The 17,433-nt window shown below is 69.5% G+C and carries 15 protein-coding genes and 2 pseudogenes; 16 read left to right on the top strand and 1 reads right to left on the bottom strand.

Annotated features, from left to right (window positions below; all coding sequences use genetic code 11):
* The 15 genes and pseudogenes from ACXMYJ_RS04690 to ACXMYJ_RS04760 all read left to right on the top strand — a co-directional run.
* Positions 1 to 125: pseudogene (locus ACXMYJ_RS04690) on the top strand (hypothetical protein); the annotation flags it as partial.
* A complete protein-coding gene (locus tag ACXMYJ_RS04695) occupies positions 122 to 685 on the top strand; it encodes a type III secretion system chaperone family protein (RefSeq protein ID WP_443189077.1) in 564 nt (187 codons plus the stop codon). The pseudogene ACXMYJ_RS04690 and the gene ACXMYJ_RS04695, both read left to right, overlap by 4 nt.
* 12 nt (positions 686 to 697) lie before the next feature.
* Positions 698 to 1,450, top strand: coding sequence for a phosphoglyceromutase (locus ACXMYJ_RS04700; protein WP_260756836.1), 753 nt, complete (start codon positions 698 to 700; stop codon positions 1,448 to 1,450).
* Between the two features lie 137 nt (positions 1,451 to 1,587).
* Positions 1,588 to 2,781 (top strand): sensor histidine kinase, encoded by a 1,194-nt coding sequence (locus ACXMYJ_RS04705; protein WP_460354338.1) that lies wholly within the window; start codon positions 1,588 to 1,590, stop codon positions 2,779 to 2,781.
* 7 nt (positions 2,782 to 2,788) lie between these two features.
* On the top strand, positions 2,789 to 3,475 hold the full coding sequence (locus tag ACXMYJ_RS04710) for a winged helix-turn-helix domain-containing protein (protein WP_443189074.1): 687 nt from the start codon (positions 2,789 to 2,791) through the stop codon (positions 3,473 to 3,475).
* Between the two features lie 477 nt (positions 3,476 to 3,952).
* On the top strand, positions 3,953 to 4,786 hold the full coding sequence (locus tag ACXMYJ_RS04715) for a glycosyltransferase family 2 protein (protein ID WP_260756839.1): 834 nt from the start codon (positions 3,953 to 3,955) through the stop codon (positions 4,784 to 4,786).
* 23 nt (positions 4,787 to 4,809) lie between these two features.
* The gene (locus ACXMYJ_RS04720; protein ID WP_443189073.1) at positions 4,810 to 5,712 is read left to right on the top strand and encodes a glycosyltransferase family 2 protein; all 903 of its coding nucleotides are present in this window, start codon (positions 4,810 to 4,812) and stop codon (positions 5,710 to 5,712) included.
* A complete protein-coding gene (locus tag ACXMYJ_RS04725; RefSeq protein WP_443189072.1) occupies positions 5,702 to 6,691 on the top strand; it encodes a glycosyltransferase family 2 protein in 990 nt (329 codons plus the stop codon). Before ACXMYJ_RS04720 ends, ACXMYJ_RS04725 begins: the two co-directional genes overlap by 11 nt.
* Before the next feature lies 1 nt (position 6,692).
* A complete protein-coding gene (locus ACXMYJ_RS04730; protein ID WP_260756842.1) occupies positions 6,693 to 7,991 on the top strand; it encodes a glycosyltransferase family 2 protein in 1,299 nt (432 codons plus the stop codon).
* Entirely contained in the window at positions 7,988 to 10,060 is a 2,073-nt protein-coding gene (locus ACXMYJ_RS04735) for a family 16 glycosylhydrolase (protein ID WP_460354343.1), read from the top strand. The genes ACXMYJ_RS04730 and ACXMYJ_RS04735 overlap by 4 nt, the downstream gene beginning before the upstream one ends.
* Positions 10,053 to 12,161: a hypothetical protein gene (locus ACXMYJ_RS04740; RefSeq protein ID WP_460354346.1), complete on the top strand. Its 2,109-nt coding sequence runs from the start codon at positions 10,053 to 10,055 to the stop codon at positions 12,159 to 12,161. The genes ACXMYJ_RS04735 and ACXMYJ_RS04740 overlap by 8 nt, the downstream gene beginning before the upstream one ends.
* On the top strand, positions 12,158 to 13,402 hold the full coding sequence (locus tag ACXMYJ_RS04745) for a methyltransferase domain-containing protein (protein ID WP_443189070.1): 1,245 nt from the start codon (positions 12,158 to 12,160) through the stop codon (positions 13,400 to 13,402). Before ACXMYJ_RS04740 ends, ACXMYJ_RS04745 begins: the two co-directional genes overlap by 4 nt.
* Complete coding sequence (locus ACXMYJ_RS04750) at positions 13,399 to 14,199, top strand: glycosyltransferase family protein (RefSeq protein ID WP_260756847.1); 801 nt, start codon at positions 13,399 to 13,401, stop codon at positions 14,197 to 14,199. Before ACXMYJ_RS04745 ends, ACXMYJ_RS04750 begins: the two co-directional genes overlap by 4 nt.
* A complete protein-coding gene (locus tag ACXMYJ_RS04755; RefSeq protein WP_260756848.1) occupies positions 14,196 to 14,855 on the top strand; it encodes a PIG-L deacetylase family protein in 660 nt (219 codons plus the stop codon). The genes ACXMYJ_RS04750 and ACXMYJ_RS04755 overlap by 4 nt, the downstream gene beginning before the upstream one ends.
* Complete coding sequence (locus ACXMYJ_RS04760) at positions 14,852 to 15,886, top strand: NAD-dependent epimerase/dehydratase family protein (protein ID WP_260756849.1); 1,035 nt, start codon at positions 14,852 to 14,854, stop codon at positions 15,884 to 15,886. Before ACXMYJ_RS04755 ends, ACXMYJ_RS04760 begins: the two co-directional genes overlap by 4 nt.
* Here the strand turns inward: ACXMYJ_RS04760 and ACXMYJ_RS04765 are convergent.
* On the bottom strand, positions 15,870 to 16,424 hold the full coding sequence (locus tag ACXMYJ_RS04765; protein WP_260756850.1) for a dTDP-4-dehydrorhamnose 3,5-epimerase family protein: 555 nt from the start codon (positions 16,422 to 16,424) through the stop codon (positions 15,870 to 15,872). The two genes, ACXMYJ_RS04760 and ACXMYJ_RS04765, sit on opposite strands and share 17 nt — an antisense overlap.
* 14 nt (positions 16,425 to 16,438) lie before the next feature.
* Here ACXMYJ_RS04765 and ACXMYJ_RS04770 point away from each other — a divergent pair.
* Positions 16,439 to 17,422: pseudogene (locus ACXMYJ_RS04770) on the top strand (class I SAM-dependent methyltransferase); the annotation flags it as partial.
* Positions 17,423 to 17,433 lie beyond the last annotated feature (11 nt).

The following is a 17,433-nucleotide window of genomic DNA, read 5'->3' on the forward strand; positions in this document are numbered from 1 at the left end:
CTGGCCTCCGCAGAACTCATGCTGGACATCGAATGTGTCGAGCGAGCAGGGCGATAGATCAGCGGCACCTCGGGTGCATCGGCAATCCATCCAAGATCACCGACACAAGGATGGTGCACCAGTGAGCGGCGATGAGCCGCTTGCGCGAAGGGCGCAGAGCGCAGCGGCGGTGCAGGACCTGATCGAGCAGACGCTCAAGGAACACGACCTGGAGTACAGCCACCATGACGGCGGGGCCGGCGGGCTGCCCGGGCTGGTCGTCGCGCTGCCGGGAGAGCGCAGGCTCAAGACCAACACGATCCTTTCCATCGGTGAGCACTCGGTGCGCGTCGAGGCGTTCGTGTGCCGGAAACCCGACGAGAACCACGAAGGCGTCTACCGGTTCCTGCTCAAGCGCAATCGCAGGCTCTACGGCGTCGCCTACACTCTCGACAACGTCGGCGACATCTACCTCGTCGGCCGGATGGCGCTGGCCTCCGTCACCCCCGACGAGGTCGACCGTGTGCTCGGGCAGGTGCTCGAAGCGGTGGACTCCGACTTCAACACGTTGCTGGAGTTGGGTTTTCGCACCTCCATCCAGAAGGAATGGGAGTGGCGGGTATCGCGCGGGGAGTCGCTGAAGAACCTGCAGGCCTTCCAGCACCTCATCACCGACGACCGCGACGACGACTGGACCCGGCCGTGAGAAGATCAGCCCATGGCTGAAACCTCGACGCTGATCCTGCTCCGCCACGGCGAGAGCGAGTGGAACGCGCTGAACCTGTTCACCGGTTGGGTGGACGTCGACCTCACCGACAAGGGCAGGGCCGAGGCGGCACGCGCCGGTGAGCTCCTCAAGGCGCAGGACCGGTTGCCCGACGTGCTGTACACGTCGCTGCTGCGCCGGGCCATCACCACCGCCAACATCGCGTTGGACAAGGCCGACCGGCATTGGATCCCGGTGCACCGCGACTGGCGCCTCAACGAGCGCCACTACGGCGCGTTGCAGGGGCTGAACAAGGCCGAGGTGAAGGCCAAGTACGGCGAAGAGCAGTTCATGGCGTGGCGCCGCAGCTACGACACCCCGCCGCCGCCCATCGAACCCGGCAGCGAGTTCAGCCAGGACCGCGACCCGCGATACGCCGACATCCCCGGCGGCCCCCCGCTGACCGAGTGCCTGAAGGACGTCGTCGAACGCTTCGTCCCCTACTTCACCGAGGTGATCGTGCCGGACCTGAAGGCCGGTAAGACCGTGCTGATCGCCGCGCACGGCAATTCGCTGCGGGCGTTGGTCAAGTACCTCGACGGGATCTCCGACGAAGACATCGTCAGCCTGAACATCCCGACCGGTATCCCGCTGCGGTACGACCTGGATGAGAACCTGAAGCCGACGGTGGCCGGCGGCAGCTACCTCGACCCCGAGGCTGCGGCCGCGGGCGCCGCGGCCGTGGCCGCCCAAGGCGCCAAGTAATCCTGCGGTGACGTCGGGCGAACGCCGGGTGAACAACCGGGGACATGAGACCGAACTTCCGGCTCCGACGTTGTGACATGTCCCGTTTTGGCCGCTCGCCGCTGGGATGACGTTCACCGAATGCGTACGATTTGCCCGTGAGTGTCGGATCGGCGCTGCTTCTCGTAGCGGTGGTGGCACTGCTCGCATCGGCGGTCGGTGTGGCGTGCGGAGTGCTGGTGGCGCCCCGGCTTCGAGACGGCCGTCAACGGCGATCCAGCGAACAGATCGGCCTCACGGTGTCGCAGATGCTGGATTACATCGTTTCCCAGGCTCCGGTCGGCATCGCGGTCGTGGACACGTTCCGTGACGTCGTCTACACCAACGACCGGGCCGAGGAGTTCGGCCTGGTGCGTGACCGGCTACTCGATGACCAGGCATGGGGGGCCGCGGAACGCACGCTGCTCACCGGTGAGCCCATCACCTTCGACCTGTCGCCTCGCCGGCGCAGCCGTCCTGTCCGGGCGGGGCTGTCGATCCGCGGACACGCGCAGCTGCTCACCGATCAGGACCGGCGGTTCGCGGTGGTCTACGTGACCGATCACTCCGAGCAGGCGCGGATGGAGGCGACTCGCCGCGACTTCGTCGCCAACGTCAGCCATGAGCTCAAGACCCCGGTCGGTGCGCTGGGGGTGCTCGCGGAGGCCGTGCTCGCCTCGGACGACGACCCCGACACCGTGAAGCACTTCGCCGGCAAGATGGTGGCGGAGTCGACCCGGCTGGCCGACATGGTCGGCGAGCTGATCGAGCTGTCCCGGCTGCAGGGCGCCGAACGGCTGCCCGATCTGGAAGCCGTCGACGTTGACACCGTGGTCTCCGAGGCGCTGTCCCGGCACAAAGTCGCCGCCGACAACGCCGATATCGCCGTCACCACCGACGCACCCACCGGGTTTCAGGTGCTCGGCGACCAGACGCTGCTGGTGACTGCGATCGCCAACCTGGTGTCCAACGCGATTGCGTACTCGCCCAACGGTTCTGCGGTCTCGATCAGCCGCAGGCGGCGCGGCGGGAACATCGAGATCGCGGTCACCGACCGGGGCATCGGGATCGCTCCGGAAGACCAGGAGCGGGTGTTCGAGCGGTTCTTCCGGGTCGACAAGGCGCGGTCCCGGGCCACCGGCGGTACCGGTCTCGGGCTCGCGATCGTCAAACACGTCGCCGCCAATCACAACGGCGATATCCGACTGTGGAGCCAGCCGGGCACCGGCTCGACGTTCACCCTGTCCATTCCTGCCTATCACCGCGGCGCCGACGCCGACGGTGCCGACGACCCCGAAGAGCGAGAGGGCTGATGCATCGATGACCAGCGTGCTGATCGTGGAGGACGAGGAGTCCCTGGCCGATCCCCTGGCCTTTCTGTTGCGTAAAGAAGGTTTCGAGACCACCGTGGTGACCGACGGGCCGGCCGCGCTGGCCGAGTTCGACCGCGCCGGCGCCGACATCGTGTTGCTCGACCTGATGCTGCCCGGGATGAGCGGCACCGACGTGTGCAAGCAACTGCGGTCGCGGTCGAGCGTCCCGGTGATCATGGTGACGGCCCGGGACAGCGAGATCGACAAGGTGGTGGGACTCGAACTCGGGGCCGACGACTACGTCACCAAGCCGTACTCGGCGCGTGAGCTCATCGCCCGGATCCGGGCCGTGCTGCGCCGCGGCGCCGACAACGACGAGATCGGCGTCGGCGACGCGGTGCTGGAGGCCGGACCGGTCCGGATGGATGTGGACCGGCACGTGGTCAGCGTCAACGGGCAGCCGATCACGTTGCCGCTCAAGGAGTTCGACCTCCTGGAGTACCTGATGCGCAACAGCGGGCGGGTACTCACGCGCGGGCAGCTCATCGACCGGGTCTGGGGTGCGGACTATGTCGGCGACACCAAGACACTCGACGTGCACGTCAAGCGGCTGCGCAGCAAGATCGAGACGGACCCGGCCAATCCCGTTCACCTGGTGACCGTGCGGGGGCTGGGTTACAAGCTCGAAGGCTGACCCGTCGCGGCGCCGCTCCCCGGTATCCCGGTTTGCGGTGAGATTAAATCTCGGTGCTGACGCCCTTAATGGCAACCACCGTTAATTCGTGATCTTGGTAACAGTCGACAGGTCGTTTTCGTTGTCTTCTGTTTGCTAACTCTGCACAAGATCGCACAAAATTACGCGACACCACAAGCGTCGGTGTCTCATGAACTTCCACGGTTATACGGTCTACCAGCTGGTACATGCCCGAGTATTAACGCGGATGTCGATACACAGCTAACTCTCAGAATCGGTTAGCTAGATCCAAAATACCTTGCCTAGCGCGTCGATTGACGCACTGATAACGTCCCGCGCTAACGCCGAACGGCCACGATCTGTCGCCGTAGCGAACGCAGTGAGGTTTGCAGCCGAATGTGCTGACTGCACCTGTGCGGCCGCGGGCGGACCGGTCCGAACCACGGGAACCTGACCCGGAACAGAGGGAGTCGAGCAGTGACTGAACTGGCGGCGCAGAACGGGCACGACACGACCGCGACGATGCGGGCCACCGGCCTGATCGACGGCCGAAGCGCGCGCACGGCGGCGGGCCGCACGCCTGCCGCGTCGGCGATGACGGTCAGCCTGGTCATCCCGGTCCGCAACGAGGCCCGCAACGTCGCGTGGGTGCTCGAACAGATCACCGACGACGTGGACGAGATCATCCTGGTCGACGGCAGATCGACCGACGCGACCGTGATCACCGCGCGCAGCTACCGCCCCGACATCACGGTGGTGTCGCAGCAGGGGACCGGCAAGGGGGATGCGCTGCGCGCCGGCTTCGCCGCCGCCACCGGCGACGTCGTAGTGATGATGGACGCCGACGGCAGCATGGCCCCCCAGGAGATCCGGCACTACCTGCACTTCCTGGCCAACGGCTACGACTTCGTCAAGGGTTCGCGGTTCATCGCCGGCGGCGGGTCGCTGGACATCACACCGTTCCGCCGGGCCGGCAACAAATTCCTTCTTGCGGTGTTCAACTCGCTGTTCGACAGCGAGCTCACCGACCTGTGCTACGGGTTCTGTGCCTTCCATCGCCGGTATCTCGACTTGTTGGCCTTGCAGGCAACGGGTTTCGAGATCGAGGCGGAGATGACGGTGCGCGCCAGTCAAGCGGGGCTGCGCATCGCCGAGGTGCCCAGCATGGAGATGCCGAGGCGCTACGGCACATCGAACCTGCACGCCATCCGGGACGGGATCCGGGTGCTGCGCACGGTGTTGCGCAACCACCGGTCGGGCGTCTCGGGCCGCGTGGCCCAGGCGCTGGCCGCCGAGAAGCGCTCGGCGTAGCGATCATCCGGGGGGTTGACGACGTGACCAGCATCATCGCCTCGACGTCGCCGTCGAGAACACCGCGCGAGCGCAAAGCCCGTCCCGCAGTGTCGATCTGCATCCCCGCCTACCAGGCGCAGCGCCATCTGGGCGCGACCCTGGACAGCGCGCTGGCGCAGGACAGCGACGACTTCGAGGTCGTGGTCGTCGACAACAACAGCTCCGACGGCACCGGCCGACTACTCGACGGGCTCACCGATCCGCGGGTTCGGGTCCTGCGTAACGACGTGACCGTGCCGATGATCGACAACTTCAATCTCGCGATCCGCCGCAGCCGCGGCCGCTACGTCAAACTCGTTTGCGCCGACGACATTCTGGCGCCGGACTGCGTGCGGGTACAGGCGGCCGCGCTGGAGGCGATGCCCGAGGTCACGCTGGTCTCGGCGCGGACGGACTTCATCGACGACGCAGGCACGATGATCCGGCCCGACCGGGGCCTGCCGGGCATCGAGGGCAGGCGGCCGGCCGACCACGTCGTGCGCCGCATCGTCCGCAGCGGCACCAACCCGATCGGCCCGCCGGTCGCCGCGATGTTCCGGCGCGCCGACTTCGACCGCTGCGGCGGGTTCCGGCACGTCAGCTCGTTCCTCAGCGAGCTCGACCTGTGGGTGCGTCTGCTCGGCCGCGGCGAGTTCTACGGCGTCCCGAGAACTCTCGCGGCCTTCCGGATCGCCAGCGGTTCCACCACGGCGCTGACCTCCGCGCGGTCCCAGCTCGGGCAGATCCTCGGGTTCTCCGGCATGCTCGCGGCCGACCCGGCCTGGAACGTCACCGTCGGCGACCGCATCTACGGCCGTGTCCGGTCCTGCGACATGCAGCTCCGGCGCACCGGTCTCTACGCGTTGAGCACGATCCGCAGCCGCAGGAGCGCACATGACCATTGAGCACGTCCGCAACCACCGGGTACTGCCGCACGTTCGGCGGGCCGAACTGCGGCCGGTGGAAAGCCTGTCCGTCGTCATCTGCGCCTACACCACCGAACGCTGGGACGACCTGTGCCGGTCGGTCGAGTCGGTGCTGGCCGACCGGGGCCCGCAGCTGCAGGTCGTCGTGGTGATCGACCACAACGACGAGCTCTACGTGCGCGCAATCGTACGGTTCGGCCACGATCATCGAATCCTGGTGCGTCACAGCGACGGTCCGCGTGGGCTGTCGGGGGCTCGCAACACCGGAGTGGATTTCGCCGACGGCGAGGTGGTGGCGTTCCTCGACGACGACGCGGCCGCCGAACCCGGATGGAGCCGGGCCCTGCTGCGGCACTACGACAATCCCCGCGTGCTCGGGGTCGGCGGCTCCGCGGCGCCGGTCTGGCCGGACGGCCGCCCCCGTTGGATGCCCGCCGAGTTCGACTGGGTGGTCGGCTGCAGCTATACCGGCCAACCCGAGCGTCTCGCACCGGTGCGTAATCCGTTGGGCTGCAACATGTCGCTACGCAGGTCCGCGCTCGACGACATCGGCGGATTCCGCCCGGAGGTCGGCCGGGTCGGAAAGAAGCCGGTCGGCGGCGAGGAGACCGAGCTGTTCCTGCGGCTGCGCACCATGCGACCGACCGGCCGGGTGCTGCTGGATCCCGCTGCGTCCGTGCGGCACTACGTCAGCAGCGACCGGGCGACGCTGCGGTACTTCGTCAGCCGCTGCTACCACGAAGGCTTGTCCAAGGCGGTGGTCACCCGGCTGGCCCGGGCGTCGCGGCCACTCGACAGCGAACGTGCCTACACCACCAGGGTTCTGCCGCGTGCGGTGGCCCGGGAAGCAGTGTCCCTGCGCCGCGGCGGCCGGGCCAGAGCGGCGGTCATGGTGCTGGGGCTCGGCGTCACCACCGCCGGCTACCTGCGGGGCAGGCTCACCCGGCGGAGCAGCTGAGATGACCGACCTCACCGTCCCCGACGTGACGCTACGCCCCGTGCTCGCCGGTGCGGCGCGGCCGGACTGGGACGGCGCGCTCTGGGTGGGCGAGATCTGGGCGGACGCGTGCGGCGTGCACCGGCTGCACGCCGCCGACGGATACCGGCGGGCCCGCCTGCTGGTGCGCGCCGAGTCCGGCCCGCTCGGCTTCGTCGAGCTCGACATCGTCGACCGGGCCGTCGATCCGCGGCAGCTGCGGGCGGCTGTCGCCGACCTGCCCGCGCGGGACCCGTCGCCGACGGGCCCCGCATCGACGGTTCCCGGCGCGCGAGCCGTGCCGATCAGCATCGTGATCTGCACCCGCGACCGCGTGTCCATGCTGCGTACCGCCGTGGAATCGGCTCTGGCCGTGAACTATCCGGACTTCGAGATCGTCGTCGTCGACAACGCCGGTGCCACGGACGCCACCCGGCGGTACGTCGAGAGCCTGGCCGACCCCCGGGTGCGGGTGGTCGAGGAACCACGCCCCGGACTGTCCCGGGCGCGCAACACCGGACTGCTGGCCGCCGGGGGCGAGGTCGTCGCGTACACCGACGACGACGTCGTCGTCGACCGGCACTGGCTGAGCGCGATCGCCCACGGCTTCGGTCGCGGACCGTCGGTCTCGTGCGTGTCCGGGATCGTGCCCGCCGCCGAACTGCGCACCCCGGCGCAGGCGTACTTCGACGCCCGGGTGGCGTGGTCGAAGTGTCTGGACGCGCGGGTGTTCGACCGGTCCGCGCCGCCGGCCGACATCCCGCTGTTCCCGTACGCGGTCGGGCATTACGGCACCGGCGCGAACTTCGCCGTCGACCGGGCCGTCGCCCTCGCGTTGGGTGGATTCGACGAGGCCCTCGGGGCCGGCGCCCCGGCGGGCGGCGGGGAGGACCTCGACATGTTCTTCCGTGTGCTGGCCGCAGGCGGGCAGCTGGTGTACGACCCGGCTGCGCTGGTGTGGCACCGGCACCGCGCCGACGGTGACGGCCTCGCCGCGCAGAGCCGCACCTACGGGACAGGCCTGGGGGCCTGGATCGCCAAGATCGCGTGCGATCGCCGCACGGCCCCCGACGCCGTGATGACGGCGGTGCGCAAGGCTCCTGCGTTCGTCGGGCACCTGTCGTACTCGGCGTCCACGGCCCGCCCCGCCGACGACCTGACCGACCTGCTGCCCGACGGGCTGACCACGCCCGCGTGGCGCTCGGTCCTCGCCGGCTTCCGCGCCTACCGCGCCGCGCTGCGCGAGGGGCGAAGCCCCGCACCGCTTCTGGGGACGACGTGAGCCTGCACGCCGAACGCAACCTGCGGCTCAACACCGTTGCGCTGATCCTGTCGACGGCGTCGACAGGTGTGCTCGGCCTGGCGTTCTGGGCCGTGTCGGCCCGGCTGTTCCCCGCTCACGAGGTCGGTCTGGCCTCGGCGCTCATCACTTCGGCGGTGCTGTTGTCGTCGCTGTCGTGTCTCGGCCTCGACGTCTTCTACGAGCGCTTCCTGCCGGTGGCGGGAACGCGCGCGCCCGCTCTGCTGCACCGTGGCTTCCTGCTGGTCGCAGGCACCGGTGCGCTGACCGGGGCGGTGCTGGTCGTCGTCGGCCCGCGTCAGCCGCTGTTCGAATCCGGCTGGGCGATGGCGGGTTTCCCGCTGATGGTGATGGTGCTGGCTGTTTTCGCCCTGCTCGACAAGGCCACTTCGGGGCTGGGTGTGGCGCGCTGGTCGGCGGTGAAGAACCTGGCGCACGCCGCGGCGAAGCTGGTGGCGGTCGTCGCACTGGCGGTCTGGGAGCAGGCCGCCACCATCGTGCTGAGCTGGACGCTCACCGCCGCGGTCGCCGCTTTGTGCACCTACGTGGTGCTACACCGGCGCAGCCGGCGGCATCCCCGATGGCACCGCCCGGCCGATCTGCCTCCGCGCAAACAGATGTGGTCGTACTTCGGTTCGTCACTGGGCATCGGGTCGTTGTGGTCGATCGGTCCGCTGGTGGTGCCGCTGATCGTGGTCACCCAGATCGGACCTGCGGCGAACGCGTACTTCGCGATCAGCTGGGCCATGATCAGCGCGCTGTACCTGATGATGCACCTGGTCGTCGGACCGTACGTGGCCGAGGTCGCGGCCAACCCCGGCCAGGTGCGGGCGCTGTCCTGGCGCATGGTGCGGATGATGGCCGCCGTGGCCGTGCTGTCCTCGGCCGGTCTGCTCCTGGTGGGACCGCTGACGCTGGGCCTGGCCGGTGACGAATACCGTGCCGAGGGCACAGCTCTGCTGTGGCTGGCGGCGGCGTTCCTGCCGCTGTCGGCGGTGGCCGCCGTCTACGAGGGCTTCGCCCGCGTGCAGCGCAGACTCGCGCTGTACCTGTCCGTGCAGGCACTGGTCACCGTGGTGATCGTCGCCGGATCCTGGTACGGCACCCGCGCGCTCGGTGTCATCGGCGTCGGCTGGGCCTACCTGGTGGCCGAAGCGCTGGCCGCGCTGATCCTGATCTGGCCGACCGTGGCGTGGCTGCGCGGTATCGGTGCCGCACCGGGCGCGCGGCCCCGTCATGCGGCGCCGTCGAACCGGGTCCCGATCCGCGTCGGGGCGGTGCTGCTGGCCGCGGCACTGCCGGTCGGTCTGCTTTATGTGATCGAACGTCCCACTGCAGCAGCGTCGTTGGTGCTCTTCGACGATTTCAACGGTGCCGCGGGGACGCCGCCCGACCCGGCGCGGTGGGGCCACGACGTCGGCGGCGGCGGATGGGGCAACGGCGAAGTGCAGGTGTACACCGACGATCCGGCCAACGCGGCGCTGGACGGCGACGGCCACCTCGTGGTGACCGCCCGGCGCGACGGCCGGCATATCACCTCCGCGCGGCTGACCACCAAAGACCGTCTGTCCTTCACCTACGGACGTGCGGAGGCGCGGCTGAAGCTGCCCCAGGGCGCGGGGCTGCACCCCGCCTTCTGGCTGCTGGGCACCGACCTCGACAGTGTGGGCTGGCCCGCCAGCGGAGAACTCGACGTCGTCGAGACCATCGGTGAGGCGCACTTCGTCCACTCCGGCGCGATCGGCCCCTACACCGACGGCACGGAATACAAGCTGGCTGCGGCCGTGCCGATCGATCCGGCCTTCGTCGACGGCTTCCACACCTACTGGGTGCAGCGGGAACCGGGCATCGTCTCGATGGGCGTCGACGACCGGACCACCGGCGTGTTCCACGCCGCAGACCTTTCCCCCGAACAACTCTGGGTGTTCGACAAGCCGTTCTTCCTCGTGCTCAACGTCGCGGTCGGTGGGGACTGGCCGGGGCCCGTGCAGGACGGCACACCGTTTCCCGCCGAGATGACGGTCGACTGGGTGAGGGTGACCGGTGACTGATCTCCTCGAACGCCCGGTCCATCGCGTGGCGCCGCCGTCGGGCGGCGGCAGGCACCGCAAGGTCGCCCCGGTCGCGCATCACCTCGACACCCCGGCGGTGGAACCGTTCGCGCTGGCGTCGGCGGTGCTCGGCACGCTGTCACTGGCCCCGGTGCCGCCGTGGCTGCGGGCGGTGCTGCTGGCGGTGTTCGTCCTGACCGGTCCCGGGTTGGCGACGGTGCTGTGGTTGCGTCTGCCGTCGGCCACCGTCGTCGCGGTCGTGCCGGTCACCGGCCTGGCCGGAATGGCCGGGGCCACCGCGGTGTGCAACTGGGCGGGGCTTTGGCTCCCGGTGCCGTTGCTGCTGTCGGCCACGGCGGCCGTCGCGGCGTCGGCGCTGGTGTCAGTCTGGCGCCGCGGCACTTTCACCACCGCCTGGCCGCTGCCGGCCGCGCAGCATTGGCGGGTGACCGCGCCGTACCTGTGGATCATCGCGGCGTTGTGCGGATGGGCAGCCGCGCTGCCCGGGATGGCAGCCGCCCCCGACTCGGCGTTCGGCCTGCTGTTCAGCGGCACCGGACCGATGCTCGTCGCGGTGGCCGCCGTGCTCGTCGCGGTGTTCGTGGTCGCGCTGCGGGACGACGCGCTGGTGGTCGCCGCCGCGGCGGTCGGCGCCGTGATCGTGGTGCTGCGGTTGACCGTCACGCTGATCACCGACCTGCCGTTGTATCCGTGGACCTACAAACATCTCGGCATCGTCGACTACCTGATACAGCATCACGGGTTCCCGCCGTCCGGCGTCGACGTCTACCGCGAATGGCCCGCGTTCTTCACCTCGTTCGCCTGGTTCAGTGACGTCACCGCAGTGGATCCCGTGACCGTCGCGCACTGGTTCGCGCCGGTGACCCACGTGGTGCTGGCACTGGTCATCGCGGGCCTGTCGGCCACGCTCGGATTGGACCGGCCGCAGACGCTCGCCGCGGTGATGGTCGTCGAACTGGCGAACTGGGTGGCTCAGGACTACTTCGCCCCCCAGGCCTATGCGATGGTGCTCGGTCTCGGTGTCGTCGTCACGCTGCTCGCCGCGCGCACCGCCCCTGCGGCCGGATGGCTGTCGCTGGTGTTGTTCGCCGCGCTGGTGCCCACCCACCAGCTCACGCCGTACTGGGTGTTCGGTGTGGTCGTGACGCTGGCGGCGGCGCGTCGGCTCAGGTCGGCCTGGATCGTGATCCCTTATGCCGCAGTGCTGATCGGATACCTGATTCCGCGCAGTTACATCGTCTTCCAGCACGGCGGCCTGTCGAGCATGAACCCACTGGCCAACGGCGCCGGAAACGCCGAGTACGCCGGGTCGGCCGCGAAGATGTTCACCTCGCTCGTGTGTCGCGGGCTGTCGGCCGGGATGGTGCTGCTGGCGCTGGTCGCGGTGGTGGTGTGGTGGCGCAGTGGGCGCCGCGTGCTGATCCCGGCCGTGCTGGCGTTCAGTCCGTTCGGTCTGCTGCTGCTCAACAGCTATGGGGGCGAGGCGATCTTCCGCGTCTACCTGTACGCACTGCCGGGCTGCGCGGTGCTGATCGCTCCGCTGCTGGTCGCATCGATCAGAGTCCGTGCCGGCCGGTACGTGGCCGCGCTGGCCCTGGCCGGGATCGCCGGCGCAGGGCTGCAGGGCTATTACGGCACCTGGCAGCTCAACGTGCAGAAGCCTTCCCAGCTGGCGCTGTTGGCGAACCTGGTGGAGGGTGTGGACGCGTCCCGGGGCCCGGCCACCGTGTGGAATCTGCACACCGCAGGCTTCCCGTCGCGGGCGACGGCGACGGCGGTGTCCCTGGCTGTCGCCGACAGCGCCTACGACGGAACCATTTTCGAACGCTGGCCGGGTTTCGAGACCGGCTTCCCGGACGCCGGACAGTTCGACGACGTGACCGCGCTGGCCGCGGCCGGGACGGGGGACACGTACTTCGTGTTCTCCGACGAGGCGACGGCGGCGCTGTCCTATCTCGGCCACGCCGAACCCGGCACGGTCGAGCGCTTCGAGGACATGTTCGCGACAAGCCCGGTGTGGTGCCTGCGAATGCAGGACGAGACCACCACCGTGTACCGATACCAGGAGGTGTGCCGATGAGATGCCGATTGTGTGGATCCGCCCGCATGCACAGTGTGCTCGACCTCGGCGCCACGCCGCCGTGCGCGAAGTTCCTCACCGCAGACGAACTCGACGTCGCGGAGCCGACCTACCCACTGCACCTGCGGCTGTGCCAGGACTGTCTGCTGCTGCAGATTCCGGCGCTGATCACGCCTGAGGACAACTTCACCGAGTACGCGTACTTCTCGTCGTACTCCGACACCTGGGTCGACCACGCCCGGCGCTTCGTGGCCGACGCCACCGAACGTGCCGGGCTGGGCCGGGATTCGTTCGTGGTCGAGGTCGCCAGCAACGACGGGTACCTGCTGCAGCACGTCGTCGCGGCCGGCATCGGGTGCCTGGGCGTGGAGCCCTCGATCAACGTCGGGGCGGCCGCGCGCCGCCGCGGAGTGCCGACGCTGTCGGCGTTCCTCGACGAACAGACCGCCGCCGAGGTGCGCGCCCAGCACGGGCCCGCCGATCTGGTGGTCGCCAACAACGTCTACGCCCACATCCCCGACCTGCTCGGCTTCACCCGGGCGCTGCGTGGTCTGCTTGCCGACGACGGCTGGCTGAGCATCGAGGTCCACCACGCGCTGAATCTGGTTGCGCTGGGCCAGTTCGACACCGTCTACCACGAGCACTTCCAGTACTACACCGTGCTCTCGGCGATCCGGGCGCTGGCCACCGGAGGGCTGTCGGTGGTGGACGTGGAGATGCTGCCGACCCACGGCGGATCGATCCGGCTGTGGGCACGTCCCGCGGAGAGCGCCGGTGCACCGGGCCCTCGGGTCACCGCGGCGCTGGAGGCCGAGAACGAGGCCGGATTGCACCACCTCGACGGATATCTCGGCCTGCGGCCCCGGACCGAGGCGATCCGGCACGACCTGCTGCGCTTCCTGCTCGACTGCCGGTCCCGCGGCCTGCGGGTGGTCGGCTACGGGGCACCCGGCAAGGGCAGCACGCTGCTCAACTACTGCGGTATCCGCGACGACCTGATCGAGTACACCGTGGACCGGAACCCGTACAAGCATGGCCGGTTCACCCCGGGCACGCGGATCCCGATTCACGATCCGGCCCAGCTCGACAAGGACCGCCCCGACGTGATCGTGGTGCTGCCGTGGAACCTGCGGGCCGAGATCACCGAGCAGCTCGCGTACACCGCCGAATGGGGTGCGCGGCTGGTCTTCCCACTTCCCACCCTGCACGTCGTCGACCTGACGGAAGGAACCGTGAAATGAAAGTCGTGTTATTCTGTGGTGGCTACGGGATGCGCATGCGCAACAGCAGCGACGACACCATCCCCAAGCCCATGCAGATGCTCGGTCCGCGACCGCTGATCTGGCACGTCATGCGCTACTACGCCCACTTCGGGCACACCGAGTTCGTGCTGTGCCTGGGCTACGGCGCCGAGCACATCAAGAACTACTTCCTCACCTATCAGGAATCGGCGTCCAACGACTTCGTCATCCGCGGCGGCAAGGTGGAGCTGTTGCAGACCGACATCAGCGACTGGTCCATCACCTTCGTCGACACCGGCACGGAATCCTCGATCGGAGAACGGCTCCGGCGGGTGCGCCACTTCGTCGAGGACGACGAGTACTTCCTCGCCAACTACGCCGACGTGCTCACCGACGCGCCGCTCAACGACATCATCGACGAGGTCAAGGCGTCGGGAGCGACGGCGTCGATGCTGATCGTGCCGCCCCAGTCGTCGTTCCACTGCGTCGACGTGGCCGACTCCGGGCAGGGATGCGGTGCGATCACCGGGATCACCCCGGTGTCCCGGCTGCCGATCTGGGAGAACGGGGGCTACTTCGTGATGTCCTCGCAGATCCTGAACCTGCTCACCGAGAACTGCGATCTGGTCGAGGACACCTGCGCCCGGCTGGCCGCCGACGGAAAGCTGTTCGGGTACCGGCATCTCGGCTTCTGGAAGCCCGCCGACACCTTCAAGGAGCGTGCCGAGCTCGAAGTCGCCTACCGCAGCGGGGACCGGCCGTGGGCACTGTGGGAGCACGCGAAGGCGGCCTCGTGATCGACCTCACCGCAGGACCCGTCCGCGAGGTGGCGGCGCTCGGCGCGCACTGCGACGACATCGCGATCGGCGCAGGCGCAACACTTCTCACGCTGTCTCGGGCGAACCCGGGACTGCAGGTCCATGCACTGGTGCTGTGCGGCGCCGGCACCGAACGCGAAGCCGAGGAGCGGGCGGCGCTGGCGGCGTTCTGCCCCGGCGCCACGGTGCACCTGACCCTCCTGGGCCTGCCCGACGGGCGCACCCCGGCCCACTGGGACAGCGTCAAGGACGGGCTCAGCACAATGCGCCGCAGCTGCGAACCGCAACTGGTGTTCAGCCCGCACCGCCATGACGCCCACCAGGACCACCGGCTGCTCGCCGAACTGACCCCCACCGAGTTCCGCGACCACGTGGTGCTGGGCTACGAGATCCTCAAATGGGAGTCGGACACCCCGTCGCCCAACGTGTTCCACCCGGTGGATGCCGAGATCGCCGAGGAGAAGGTCAGGCTGCTGCACAAGCACTACCCGTCGCAGGCCGGCCGCGACTGGTTCGACGAGCAGTCGTTCCTCGGGTTGACGCGACTGCGCGGCGTGCAGTGCCGCAGCGCGCACGCCGAGGCGTTCGTCGCGGAGAAGACGGTGCTGCGATTCCCGCGGCGAGGTGCGGCATGAGCCGGCGCGTACTGGTCACCGGTCACCAGGGCTATCTCGGCACCGTCATGGTGCCGGCGCTGCGCGCGGCAGGCCACCAGGTCACCGGTCTGGACGTCGGGTACTTCGCCGACTGCGTGCTGGGCCCCCGCCCGGACGACCCCGTGGGCCTGGCAGTCGACCTGCGCGACGTCCGCCCCGAGCACCTGGCCGGCTTCGACGCGGTCATCCACCTGGCCGCCCTGTCCAACGATCCGCTCGGCGCGCTGGCGCCCGAGGTCACCCACGACATCAACCACCACGCCTCGGTGCGCCTGGCCCGCTTCGCGAAAGAGGCCGGGGTGCAACGGTTCCTGTACGCCTCGACGTGTTCGGTGTACGGCGCGGCAGGGGACGGGGCGGTCGACGAGGACGCCCCGCTGCGCCCGCTCACGCCCTACGCGGTCAGCAAGGTCCGCGTCGAGGACGATGTGGCGGCACTGGCCGACAGCGACTTCGCTCCCGTGTTCCTGCGCAACGCCACGGCGTTCGGTTTCTCGGCGCGGCTGCGCGCAGACATCGTGCTGAACAACCTGGTCGGATCCGCGGTGCTGACCGGGGTGGTGCGCGTGCTGTCCGACGGCACCCCGTGGCGTCCGCTGGTGCACGCCCGCGACATCGCCGCGGCGTTCATCCGGTGCCTGGAGGCGCCGGCGCCGACGGTCGCCTGCCGCGCTTTCAACATCGGCAGCGAGCGCAACAACGTCACCGTGGCGCAGATCGCGCGGCAGGTGGCCGACGCCGTGCCGGCCTCACAGGTGTTGATCACCGGCGAGACCGGTGCCGACCCGCGTTCCTACCGGGTCGACTTCACGAGGGCCAGAACCGAACTCGGCTTCGAGGCCGCCGTGTCGGTGGCCGAAGGGGCCGCCGAGCTGTGCTCGGCGTATCTGCGCCACGGCCTGACTTCGGCAGACATGGCGGCGAAGTTCACCCGGCTGGCCCGCCTCGCGCAGCTGCGCGACAGCGGCCGGCTGGACGACGCGATGCGGAGGATCAGTGAAGTTGTGTGAGCAGCCGGGCCCAGCTGGCCGCCGCGGCGTCACGCGGCGACAGCAGGGCCGGACGCAGCGGCCATTCGATATCCAGGTCGGGGTCGTCGTGCGCCACGGCGATGTCCTCGGCCGGATCGTGCGCGCGGTTGATGCGGTAGCAGACGTCGGCGACGTCGGTGAGCGCCTGGAAGCCGTGCAGCATGCCCGGCGGCACGTAGAGATGGCGGAATGTGGTGTCGTCGAGCAGGAACACCTCGTGCCTGCCGAACGTCGGCGACTGCGGTCTGGCGTCGACGAGCACGTCGTGCACGGCACCGTGTGCGCAGCGCACGAGCTTGGCCTCGCCGCGGCCGCGCCGGCCGTGCAGGCCGCGGATGACCCCACGGGCCGAGCGGGACTGGGAATCCTGGACGAACGAGGCCGCGGCGCCGGGCACACCCGACCAGTCGTCGAAAACCTCGGCGTCGAACGTGCGGGTGAACAATCCACGGTCGTCGTGGTGCGGTTGCGGCACCAGCGTGACCACACCCGCGAGCTGGGCCGGTTCGATACGCACCAGGACATGGTGGCATGAAGGCCGGCCACTGCCGCGGATGCGGGGATCCCGGACTGCACCGTGTGCTCGACCTGGGGCTGGTGCCCGCCGCCGACCACTTCCCGCCGGCCGACCTGCCCGTCGATCCGGCGGAGGTGTCCCACCCGCTGGCGATGGACCTGTGCGCCGCATGCGGGCTCGCTCAGCTCGCCGAGGACGACACCGACACTGCTGAGCCCCGCGGTGTCGAGCCGCAGGCGCTCAAAGATCAAGCTGCAGAAGCGGTCCGCCGCGTCGAGGACGCGGGCTGGCTGAACGTGGCGGGCGGCACGGTACGCGAGTTCGGCAGCCCGCACGGCGGCAGCTGGCTGCCGCTTCTCGCCGAGCGCCGGTACCGCGCCACCTGCGGGGGCACGGCCGACGTCGTGCTCGACTGTTTCGGCATCATGCACGACGCCGACCAGCAGACCGCGTTCGAAGAGCGCGCCAGGGCCACCGCGCCGGACGGGGTGCTGCTGATCCAGTTCCACAGCTTGGCCGCGATCGTCGCGCACGGGCAGTGGAACTCGTTGCGGCACGGCCACTTCGCCTACTACTCCACGCCGGTCGTCGTCGCACAGCTCGAGCGGGTCGGTATGCGCGCCGCACACGCGTGGACCTTCGACCTCTACGGCGGGACCGTGCTCGTCGCGGCCGTCCATGGCACCGGCGAACCCGGCCCGACCGTCGCGTCCCTGCTGGAATCCGAAGCCGCGCTGACCGATGCGGCCACCGTGGGCGTTGTGCAGGACGCCGCCGATTCGCAGGTGGTCGCGCTGCGTAGCTGGCTGGAGCAGGAACGCCGGGCCGGCCGCCGGGTCTACGCGTACGGCGCCGCGTCGCGCGCCGTCGCGCTGTTCGCCCGGGCCGGGTTGGACCGGACGCTGATCGGTGCGGTCGCGGACGCGGCACCGGCCAAGCAGGGCCGCCGGATGCCGGGCACCGATGTGCCGATCGTGTCACCGGACGAGCTCGTCGCGGCGGACCCGGA

This window comes from Mycobacterium sp. ZZG, from assembly GCF_054786995.1.